At 67.2% G+C, this 10,627-nt stretch carries 10 protein-coding genes; 2 read left to right on the top strand and 8 right to left on the bottom strand.

What is annotated here, in order from left to right; genetic code table 11:
• Positions 1-7 precede the first annotated feature (7 nt).
• Complete coding sequence (locus tag DQP58_RS07725; protein WP_112707856.1) at positions 8-1,264, top strand: DUF58 domain-containing protein; 1,257 nt, start codon at positions 8-10, stop codon at positions 1,262-1,264.
• Between the two features lie 64 nt (positions 1,265-1,328).
• Positions 1,329-1,721, top strand: coding sequence for a hypothetical protein (locus DQP58_RS07730; RefSeq protein WP_240629615.1), 393 nt, complete (start codon positions 1,329-1,331; stop codon positions 1,719-1,721).
• Between the two features lie 10 nt (positions 1,722-1,731).
• On the opposite strand, the gene nuoN is transcribed toward DQP58_RS07730, so the two are convergent.
• The 8 genes from nuoN to DQP58_RS07770 form a co-directional block, all read right to left on the bottom strand.
• Positions 1,732-3,321: an NADH-quinone oxidoreductase subunit NuoN gene (gene nuoN / locus DQP58_RS07735; protein WP_112707858.1), complete on the bottom strand. Its 1,590-nt coding sequence runs from the start codon at positions 3,319-3,321 to the stop codon at positions 1,732-1,734.
• Entirely contained in the window at positions 3,318-4,904 is a 1,587-nt protein-coding gene (locus DQP58_RS07740) for an NADH-quinone oxidoreductase subunit M (protein WP_165827818.1), read from the bottom strand. Before DQP58_RS07740 ends, nuoN begins: the two co-directional genes overlap by 4 nt.
• Before the next feature lie 48 nt (positions 4,905-4,952).
• Positions 4,953-6,854, bottom strand: a complete 1,902-nt coding sequence (nuoL, locus tag DQP58_RS07745; RefSeq protein ID WP_112707860.1) for an NADH-quinone oxidoreductase subunit L — start codon at positions 6,852-6,854, stop codon at positions 4,953-4,955.
• A 10-nt stretch (positions 6,855-6,864) separates the two neighbouring features.
• Entirely contained in the window at positions 6,865-7,164 is a 300-nt protein-coding gene (nuoK, locus tag DQP58_RS07750; RefSeq protein ID WP_007772892.1) for an NADH-quinone oxidoreductase subunit NuoK, read from the bottom strand.
• Positions 7,161-7,949 (bottom strand): NADH-quinone oxidoreductase subunit J, encoded by a 789-nt coding sequence (locus DQP58_RS07755; protein ID WP_205869368.1) that lies wholly within the window; start codon positions 7,947-7,949, stop codon positions 7,161-7,163. The genes nuoK and DQP58_RS07755 overlap by 4 nt, the downstream gene beginning before the upstream one ends.
• 26 nt (positions 7,950-7,975) lie before the next feature.
• Entirely contained in the window at positions 7,976-8,521 is a 546-nt protein-coding gene (nuoI, locus tag DQP58_RS07760; protein WP_066870854.1) for an NADH-quinone oxidoreductase subunit NuoI, read from the bottom strand.
• Positions 8,514-9,785: an NADH-quinone oxidoreductase subunit NuoH gene (gene nuoH / locus DQP58_RS07765; protein WP_165827821.1), complete on the bottom strand. Its 1,272-nt coding sequence runs from the start codon at positions 9,783-9,785 to the stop codon at positions 8,514-8,516. Before nuoH ends, nuoI begins: the two co-directional genes overlap by 8 nt.
• A 14-nt stretch (positions 9,786-9,799) precedes the next feature.
• A partial coding sequence (locus DQP58_RS07770; protein WP_165827819.1) for a molybdopterin dinucleotide binding domain-containing protein occupies positions 9,800-10,627 on the bottom strand: 828 nt, incomplete at its 5' end.

Raw genomic sequence — 10,627 nt, forward strand, 5'->3', positions numbered from 1 at the left:
GGCCAGCATGACCCGCAGCACGGGGGTCGAGTTCCGCTGGCGGGCATCGGAATTGACTCGAGCGATCGCCACCTGCGCGGGATTCGCGATGGCCGCCGCCGTGATCGGCGGCCGGTGGCAGCTGATCGCCTTCGCGGCGCCGCTGCTGGGCGTGTTGTGCTCGATCAGCTGGCAGCGCCCGGTGCCGACGGTTCGGGTGCACGGCGATCCCGACACCCAGCGTTGCTTCGAGAGCGAGCAGGCGCACATCAGGGTGTGGGTGACGGACGACGCGACTTCGGCCGTGCGGCTCACCGTTCCGGACATCGCGGGCATCGAGCTCGACATCACGGAATCCGGTGAGGGTCAAGCGAAAACGGTCACGGCGACCGCGCGGCGCTGGGGCCGGTATTCGATTGAGGTTCGTGTCGATGTGGTCGCCCGTGGTGGGCTGCTCACGGGGACGGCGGGCGTCGGGGCCGCCGAGGTGATCGTGTTCCCGCTGACGCCGCCGCAGCTGACGCCCATCCCGCAGACCGAGCTGCTCGACCGGTTGGGTGCCCACCTGACCCGCCACATCGGTCCGGGTGTGGAATATGCCGACATTCGTCTCTACGTGCCCGGCGACCAACTGCGGGCGGTGAATTGGCCGGTGAGCGCGCGCCGGGGTCAACTGCACGTGACGCAACGGTTGACCGACCGCGCCGCCGACGTGGTGGTGCTGATCGACGGCTACCGGCAACCGGCCGGGCCGGCGACCGAGGCCACCGAACGCGTCGTTCGCGGCGCGGCGCAAGTGGTGCAAACCGCGCTGCGCCATGGTGACCGGGCCGGCATCGTCGCCCTCGGTGGCAACCAGCCGCGTTGGCTCGGAGCCGACATCGGGCAGCGCCAGTTCTATCGGGTGCTCGACACCGTCCTTCGCGCCGGTGACCGGTTCGAACACACCACCGGCACGTTGGCGCCACGCGCGGCGGTTCCCGCCGGGGCGATCGTCGTCGCGTTCTCCACGCTGCTCGACACCGAATTCGCCTTGGCCCTGATCAATCTGCGCAAGCGGGGCCATGTCGTGCTGGCCGTCGACGTTCTGGACACCTCGCCGTTCGAAGACGAACAGGACCCCCTGGTGGATCGGATGTGGGCCTTGCAGCGCTCGGCGATGTACCGCGACATGGCCACCATCGGCGTGGATATCGTGTCGTGGCCCGGCGATAGCGGTTTGGAGCAGTCGATGGGAGTGCTGCCCGATCGGCGACGGCGGGTGCGGGGGAGGCTCCGTGGCTGACGGCGGCGCCGGGACACTGGCGCGGGCGGGGGCGCCCGCGTTCGCGACGGCCTTCGGCCTGCTCATGGTGGGGCTGGCCGCCGACGGCTGGCAGCGATCTGCGATCGCCGGATGGGTGGCCGCACTCATCGCGGTCGCGGTCGGCATCGTATTGCGCCGGGCCGCAACGGTTGCCGTGCTGTTGGCGGCCGTTACCGTCCTGCTGTCCAGCCCGCCGGTGATATTCGTCGCGCTGTCCGGTCTGTGCGCCGCCGCCTACCTGGTGTGCCGGCATGCGGCCGGCACCACCGCGCTCGTGGTGCTGGACAGCTGGCCGACCGCGCTTGGCGCCGTGGGGTTTACGGTCGCCGGGTTGGTTGCGACGTCGTTTCCGCTGCAGCTGCCGTGGCTGCCGTTGGTCGCCCCGCTGGCGGCGCTGCTGATCTACCTGCTGGCCGTCCGGCCGTTCATGAACTGACCCCGCTGCGTCAGTGCAGCAACTCGGCGGCCTGGTCGGCCAGATCCAGCAGCGGCTGCGGGAAGATGCCCAACACCACGGTGATCGCGGCGCACACCGCGATCGCGGCCTTGCTCAGAATGCCCGGCGCCACCACCTGCGGCGTGTCCTCGGTCGCCTCGGTGAAGAACATCGACACGATCACCCGCACGTAGAAGTAGGCGGCCACCCCGCTCGCGACCACACCGACGATCACCAGCGGCGCGGCACCGCCCTGGGCGGCGGCCTTGAACACGGCGAGCTTGCTGACGAATCCGCTCGTCAGGGGGATGCCGGCGAAGGCCAACAGGAACATCGAAAACATCACGCCCACAATGGGGGAGCGCTGCCCGAGCCCCGCCCAGTGCGAGAGCGTGGCGTCCTCCACCCCGTCGGCGTCGCGGATCAGGCCGACGATGGCGAACGCGCCGACGGTGCTGAAGCTGTAGGCCAGCAGGTAGAACAGCGTGGCGGACAGGCCCGTGTGGTTGTCGGCGATGACGCCGGTGAGGATGAATCCGACGTGGGCGACCGACGAGTAGGCCAGCATGCGTTTGACGTCGGTCTGGTTCACCGCGGTGATGGTGCCCACCGCCATCGTCAGGATGGAAATGGCCCACAGCACCGGGCGCCACTGATCGTGCAGCGGCGGCAGCGCCACGTAGATAACCCGCAGCAGCGCACCGAAGGCCGCCACCTTGGTGGCGGCCGCCATGAACCCGGTGATGGGGGTGGGCGCGCCCTGGTACACGTCGGGAATCCACGAATGGAATGGAACGGCACCGACCTTGAACAGCAGACCTACCGACAGCAGCGCCACACCGACCAGCGCCATCGACGTATCGCCCTGCGCGGCAAGCGCATCGCGGATTCCGGTCAGCAACAAGGTGCCGGTCGCGCCATACAGCAGCGCCACGCCGTAGAGGAAGAACGCCGACGAAAACGCGCCCAGCAGAAAGTACTTCATCGCGGCTTCCTGCGACAGCAGGCGGCGATGACGGGCCAGGCCGCACATCAGGTACAACGGTAACGACAACACTTCGAGCGCAACGAACATGGTCAGCAGGTCGTTGGAGGCGGGGAAAACCATCATGCCGCCGACCGACAGCAGCGCCAGCGGGAACAGCTCCGTCTGGGCGGCTCCGGCCCGCTCGGCCTCCCGCTCGGCGTCACTGTCGGGCACCGCCGACGCCTGCGGGGTAAAGGAGTCCAGGCCGCCCGAACCGGCCCTCCCGACGCCCACGGAGACCTTGCTCCCGGCCCTGGCCTGGGTGCGTTCGGCGATGAAGATGACGGCCAGCACCGCGACCAGCAGGACGGTGCCCTGCAGATACAGCGTCGGGCGGTCAATGGCCATGGCGCCCAACACCGCGACGCGCCCGGAGCTTGGAATCGAGCGGCTGACGGCGATCACCGCGACGAACGCCGCGATGACGCCGCCGAGCGCGAGCGTCACCTGCGCCGTATAGCGAATTCGCCTGGGCAGGAACGCCTCTGCGAGGACGGCCACCACGGCGACGCCGAACACGATGAGCGTCGGGCACAGCAGGAAGTACTGGATGCTCGGGGTTGGGAGGGTCATCGCGGTCCTTCGGCGGTCCGGGGTAGGTCGGCCGGTCTGGGTGTCGCCACCGGGACGATCGGCTTGGGGTCGTGCTGGCCGATGGTGGTCATCGTGTTTTCGACGGCGGGATTGATGATGTCGAGCACCGGCTTGGGATAGATGCCGAGCACCAGCAGCAGCGCGATCAACGGCGCGACGACGATCAATTCGCGGGCGCGCAGATCGCCGATCTTCTCATTACCGCTGACGACCGGCCCGGTCATCACCCGCTGGTAGAGCCACAACATGTAGACGGCCGAGAGCACCAGCGCGGTGACCCCGAACGCGGCGGCCAGCCAGTATCGGTTGAAAGTTCCCAACAGGACCAGGAATTCGCTGATGAACGGCGCCAACCCGGGCAGTGACAGGGTGGCCATGGCCGACACCAGGAAGGTGCCCGCCAGTATGGGCGCCACCTTCTGCACGCCGCCGTAGTCGGCGATCGCGCGGCTGCCGTGCCTCGATATCAGGAAGCCGGCGATGAGGAACACCGCCGCCGTGGACAGACCGTGGTTGAGCATGTACAACGTCGACCCGCTCTGCCCCTGGCTGGTCATCACGAAGATGCCCAGGATGATGAACCCGAAATGCGAGATCGAGGTGTAGGCGATCAGCCGCATGATGTCGGTCTGGCCGATGGCGACGATCGCGCCGTAGATCACCCCGATGACCGCCAGCACCACGATCAGCGGCCGGAAATACGTTGAGGCGCCGGGGAACAACTGCAGACAGTAGCGCAGCATGCCGAAAGTGCCGACCTTGTCCATCACCGCCATCATCAGCACCGCGGTCGCCGGGGTTGCCTCGACCGCGGCGTCGGGCAGCCAGCGGTGGAACGGCCACAGGGGGGCCTTGATCGCGAACGCGAACATGAAGCCCAAGAACAACGCCTTGAACACCGCGGAATCCGCGCCGTAGCGGCCGGAGGCGACGCCGGCCACGATCTCACGGAAGTCGAAGGTGCCCGAACCGTGCTGGGAGGTCACCACATACAGCCCGATCACCGCGGCCAGCATGATCAGCCCGCCGAACAGGTTGTACAACAAGAACTTCACGGCCGCGCGCGAGCGGCCGGTTCCGCCGCCGAAGCCCCCGATCAGGAAGTACATCGGGATGAGCATGGCCTCGAAGAAGACGTAGAACAGCAGTACGTCCAGCGCGACGACCGAAATCAGCACCATGGATTCGATGGCCAGCGTGAGCGCGACGTACGCATGTACACCGCGAGGGTTGCTTTCGCCCCCGTCGTTCCAGCCGGCCACCTGTAGCACCGGAAGCAGCACCGCGGTCAGCAGCACCAACACCACCGCAATCCCGTCGACGCCCAGCGCGTAGCCGGCCCCGAACGCCGGAATCCACTGGTGCTTTTCGACGAATTGATAGGGCGCGCCACCGGATTTGAACCCGACGGTGACGACGATCGCCACGGCCAGGGTCGCGACGCCGAAGACCAGACCCGTCCACTTGGCGAGCTGCCGCAGCCCGGGCGGCGTGAGGATGATCAGCACGGAGCCGGCCAGCGGCACCAGCCACAGCACGCTCAGCCACGGAACGTTATTCACCAGCGCCGCTCCTCGTCATCGCTTCGGACTGCATCGTCGTCGGCGCGGTCACCACAGCCGCACCGCCAGGATCAGCGCGACCACCAGCACGGCGCCCGTCAGCATTGACAATGCGTAGTTGCGGGCGAAGCCGGTTTGCAGCCCCCGCAGCCGATTTGAGGTCGAACTCACCAGCGCCGCCAGCCCGTTGACTGAGCCGTCGACACCCGCGTTGTCCACGTCGACGAGCGCCTTCGTCAGTTGTGCGCCGGGGCGCATGAACACCTCTTCGTTGAAGGCATCGCCGTAGAAGTCGTTGCGGACCGCCGTGGTCAGGGCCGAGACCGAAAGCGGAGCCACCCGGGGGATCGGCGCCTTCGCATACAACCGGTAGGCCACCGCGATGCCGATGATCACGACGCCCAGCGCCAGCGCGGAGCTGACCCAGACCGGATATGCGTGGGTGACCTCCTCGTGCTTTCCGACGACCGGTTCGAGCCAGCGCTGCAGGGTGCCGCCCACCGCCAGCAGGCCACCGGAGAACACCGAGCCGACGGCGAGCAGGATCATCGGCCACGTCATCAGGCCGGGCGCCTCATGGGGTTGGGCGCCCGGACCCCAGCGCTTCTTACCGAAGAAGGTCATCAGCATCACGCGCGTCATGTAGAACGCGGTGACGCCGGCGCCCAGTAGCGCGGCGCCACCCAGCACATACCCCTGTGTGCCACCGGAGGCCAGCGCCGCCTCGATGATGGCGTCCTTGGAGAAGTAGCCCGCGAAGGGCGGCACGCCGATGATCGCCAGGTAGCCCAGGCCGAAGGTGACGAACGTAATCGGCAGTGCCGCACGCAGACCGCCGTAGCGGCGCATGTCCTGTTCTTCGTGCATCGCGTGGATCACCGCACCGGAGCCGAGGAACAACCCGGCCTTGAAGAAGCCGTGGGTGAGCAGGTGCATGATCGCGAAGGCGTAACCGGCCGGGCCGAGGCCGGCCGCCAGCACCATGTAGCCGATCTGGCTCATCGTCGACGCCGCCAGCGCCCGCTTGATGTCGTCCTTGGCGCACCCGATGAACGCCCCGAGTAGCAGCGTGACCGCGCCCACGATGACCACCGCCAGTCGCGCGTCGGACGACAGGTTGTACAGCGGGTTGGACCGCACGATCAGATACACCCCGGCGGTCACCATGGTGGCGGCGTGGATCAGCGCGGAAACCGGGGTGGGACCCTCCATGGCGTCACCCAGCCAGGCCTGTAGCGGGACCTGAGCGGACTTGGCGCAGGCGCCCAAAAGCAACAGCAATCCCATGGCGGTCAGCGCGCCCCGACTGGCCGCCGGTGCGCCGGCGAAGACCCCGGCGTAGGACAGCGTGCCGAAAGTGCTGAACATCAAAAACATTCCCAGGGCTAGCCCGGCGTCGCCGACCCGGTTCATCACGAACGCCTTCTTGGCCGCGGTGGCCGCCGTCGGCTTGTGATACCAGAACCCGATCAGCAGGTAGGAGGCCAGGCCGACGCCTTCCCAACCGACGTAGAGCACCACGTAGTTGTCGGCGACGACCAGCAGCAGCATCGACGCGAGGAAAAGGTTGAGGTAGCCGAAAAACCTGCGGCGGTCGATGTCTTCGGCCATGTAGGCCACCGAATAGATGTGGATCAATGACCCGACGCCGGAGATCAACAGAACGAAACACACCGACAGCTGGTCGATTTGGAGTCCCAGGTCCACCTGGAGCTGCCCGACGGGGATCCAGCTGAACACCTTCTGGTGGATGACGCGGTCGTCGGTGGCGCGGCCGAGCAACTCGGTCAGCAGGCTCAGACCCACCCCGAAGGCCGCGAGGGCGGTGGCGCAGCCCAACCAATGCCCCCACCGGTCGGTGCGTCGTCCGCCGAAGAGCAGGATCGCGGCGCCCGCCAATGGCAGCGCCACCAGCAACCAGCTGTATTGAGTGCCAATAAGGTTCGTCACTGTGGCGTCTTCAGCCTTTGAGTAGATTCGCGTCGTCGACGGACGCCGATTTGCGGGTACGGAAGATGGTCATGATGATGGCCAGGCCGATGACCACTTCGCAGGCGGCGACCACCATCGTGAAGAACGCGATCATCTGCCCGTCCAGGTGGCCGTGCATCCGCGCGAACGTGACGAACGCGAGGTTGACCGCGTTGAGCATCAGCTCCACGCACATGAACATCACGATGGCGTTGCGGCGCAACAACACCCCGGACGCGCCGATGGTGAACAGCAGCGCCGAAAGATACAGATAATTGGCCGGATTCACGACGTACCGCCTTGGGAGAGACTGGGGCTCGGCTCGGTGGAAGGGGTCTTCTTGCCGTCGGCGCCGCGGCTTTGCAGTATCGGCGACACCGAAAGCTTCGAGTACGAGCCGTCCGGCAACAATGCGGCCACGTCGACCGCGTTGTGGCGGGCGTAGACGCCGGGGCTCGGCATCGGCGTGGGGTGGCCGCCCGGCCGGAAGCGTTCCTGGGAGAGCTCGCGCTGGGTCTTGCGGCGCTCGAAGCGCTCGCGGTGCGCCAGCACCATCGCCCCGACGGCCGCGGTGATCAGCAGTGCGCTGGTCAGCTCGAACGCCCACAGGTACCGCGAGAAGATCAGCGCCGCCAGCCCTTCCACGTTCCCGTTGGCGTTGGCGGTGGTCAGGCCGGCGAAACCGCCGGTGGTCACGTTGCCGATCACGGCGATGAGCAGGATGCCGAACCCGATACCGGCGGCCACCCCGGCGACTCGCTGACCGCGCAGCGTCTCCTTGAGCGATTCCGCGGAATCCACACCGATGAGCATCAGCACGAACAAGAACAGCATCATCACCGCGCCGGTGTAGACCACGACCTGCACCACACCCAAGAACAGCGCATCCTGGATCATGTAGAAGACCGCCAGGATGATCATCGTCATCGCCAAGAACATCGCCGAATACACGGCGTTGACGGCGGTGACCACCCCGATCGCGCCGAGCACAGCCAGCACGCCCAGCACCCAGAAGGCGACCGCTTCGCCGGTGGAGGTTCGGACGATGGTGTCGTGGGCAAAACTGGACGCCACGACGACTGCGTGGCCGGTCAATCCGGTCACCGGGAGTCTCCGGCCTGCTCGATCTCTCGCAACCCGTGCGCGGTCACATTGCCCTGGTAGTAATCCTTGTCGGTGGCGCCGGCGGTCCTCGGGTGGGGCGGCGCGAGCATGTCCTGCAGCAGCGGCGCCAGCAGCCGGTCCTTCTCGTAGATCAGGTCGGCGCGGTTGTCGTCGGCCATCTCGTAGTCGTTGGTCATCGTCAGCGCCCGGGTCGGGCAGGCCTCGATGCACAGGCCGCAGCCGATGCAGCGCAGATAGTTGATCTGATAGACCCGGCCATAGCGTTCGCCGGGCGAATACCTGAGTTCCTCGGTGTTGTCCGCGCCCTCGACGTAGATCGCGTCGGCCGGGCAGGCCCAGGCACACAGTTCGCACCCGATGCACTTCTCCAGCCCGTCGGGGTAGCGGTTGAGCTGGTGGCGGCCGTGATAGCGCGGCTTGACGGGGCCCGGTTTCTCCGGATACTCCTCGGTGACGTTCTTTTTGAACATCGATCCGAACGTCACGCCGAATCCGGCCACGGCGTCCAAAAACTTAGCCACGTGCTTCCTCCTTGCTCGCAGCCGCCAGGGACTTCTGGGTTTTCGCCGGCAGCGGCGGTGTCGGGAATACCGGTGCGGGGATCGCTGCGGCCGGGAGCTTCTTCGCCTCGCGGCGCAGCTGTTTCTCCAGCGCGCGAATACCCGGCGCGCTGAACGGCTTTCGCAGCAACAGCACGAGCGCCGTGGCGAACACGATGCTGCTGGCCACCAGTATCGGGGTCCAGTGCGCGTAGCCCTGGTTCTGCAGCGTGCGGATCACGGCGGCGATCAGCACCCAGACCAGCGAGGCCGGGATCAGCAGCTTCCAGCCCAGCCCCATGAACTGGTCGTAGCGCAGCCGGGGCAGTGAGGCCCGCAGCCAGAAGTAGACGAACAGGAAGGTCCACATCTTTGCGGTGAACCACAGCACCGGCCACCATCCGGTGTTGGCGCCCGCCCACATGTTCAGCGGCCACGGCGCGTGCCAGCCACCGAAGAACAGGGCGGTGGCCAGCGATGAGACCGTCATCATGTTGACGTACTCGGCCAGCATGAACATCGCGAACTTCAGCGACGAGTACTCGGTGTGGAATCCCGCGACCAGCTCGCCCTCGGCCTCGGGCAAATCGAAAGGCGCCCGGTTGGTTTCACCGACCATCGAGATGAGATAGATCACGAACGACGGCAGCAGCAGGAACACGTACCAGACCCGGTCCTGCGCGGCGACGATCTGCGACGTCGACATGGAGCCCGCGTAGAGGAAGACCGCCGCGAACGACAGCCCCATCGCCACCTCGTAGGAGATCACCTGAGCGGTGGAGCGCACCCCGCCCAGCAGCGGGTAGGTGGACCCGGAAGCCCAACCCCCCAGGACGATTCCGTACACGCCGATCGCCGACAGTCCGAGGATGAACAGCACGGCGACCGGCAGGTCGGTCAGCTGCAGCGGCGTGCGGTGGCCGAACACCGACACCACCGGACCGAACGGGATGAACGCGAAGGCGGTGAACGCCGGGATCGTGGAGATGACCGGCGCCGCGAAATAGACGAACTTGTCGACGCCACCCGGGGTGATGGTTTCCTTGAGCGCCAACTTGATTCCGTCGGCCAGGCTCTGCAGTACCCCCCACGGGCCCGCCCGGTTGGGGCCGGGCCGCAGCTGCATCCAGCCGAGGATCTTGCGTTCGAGCAGGATCGCCACCAGAACGTTGAGCATGAGAAACACGAAGATCGCCAGTGCCTTGCCGAGCACCAACCACCAGGTGTCGTGCCCGAATGCGGTCAACCCGGTCAACCCGGTCATGAGCCAACTCCGATCTTGACTGTGCTGCCGACCGACACACCGAGTCGGCGGTGCACCGCCGAGCCGGGCGAGTTCACCGGCAGCCACACCACCCGGTCGGGCATGTCGGTGATCACCAACGGCAGGCTGATGGATCCGTGCGACGTGCTGACCGTGACCGCTTCGCCGTCGGCGGCGCCGATCTCGGCAGCCGTATCGGCCGACAGCCGGGCGAAGGGCTTGCGCGCGGTGCCCGCCAAATGCGGCTCGCCGTCCTGCATGCGGCCGCTGTCCAGCAGCGCCCGCCAGCCGGCCAAGACCGCCTCACCGGCCGCGGGCTGGGCGGGTTGCGGGGCGGCGACGTCCGGGGTCGCGGCACGCTTGCCGTCCCAACTCCGCAGCGCGGCAAGCTCTTGGCGGGCCGTCTCGACGCTGGACATTCCCAGGTAGACGCCCAGCTCGTCGGCCAGCGTGTCCAGCACCTGGTGGTCGGATTGCTTGGCGTCCTGAGTGGTCCGCAGCGCGGCCTCGAACGGCCGGAAGCGGCCTTCCCAGTTGACGAATGCGCCGGCCTTCTGCGTCACCGGCGCGACGGGGAAGACGACGTCGGCGCGTTCGGTGACGGCGCTGTGCCGCAGCTCCAGGCTGACCACGAAGCCGACACCGTCCAGCGCCGCCAGCACCGCTGCCGGATCGGTGAAGTCGTCGGGCTCGACACCGCCCACCAGCAGCGCGCCCAGCGTTCCGTCGGTGGCGGCGGTCAGGATCGCGCTACTGTCACGCCCCGTGCCGGAAGGCAATTCGGACACGTTCCACGCCTGGGCAACCTGCGCCCGGGCGGTCTC

This window comes from Mycobacterium colombiense, from assembly GCF_003284975.1.
Lineage (GTDB): Bacteria > Actinomycetota > Actinomycetes > Mycobacteriales > Mycobacteriaceae > Mycobacterium > Mycobacterium europaeum_A.

Bases quoted from the DNA above. Each gene is read 5' to 3' on its own strand.
- DQP58_RS07725 (WP_112707856.1), top strand. From the start codon at position 8: ATGACCCGCAGCACGGGGGTCGAGTTCCGCTGGCGGGCATCGGAATTG.
- DQP58_RS07730 (WP_240629615.1), top strand. From the start codon at position 1,329: ATGGTGGGGCTGGCCGCCGACGGCTGGCAGCGATCTGCGATCGCCGGA.
- nuoN (WP_112707858.1), bottom strand. From the start codon at position 3,321: ATGACCCTCCCAACCCCGAGCATCCAGTACTTCCTGCTGTGCCCGACG.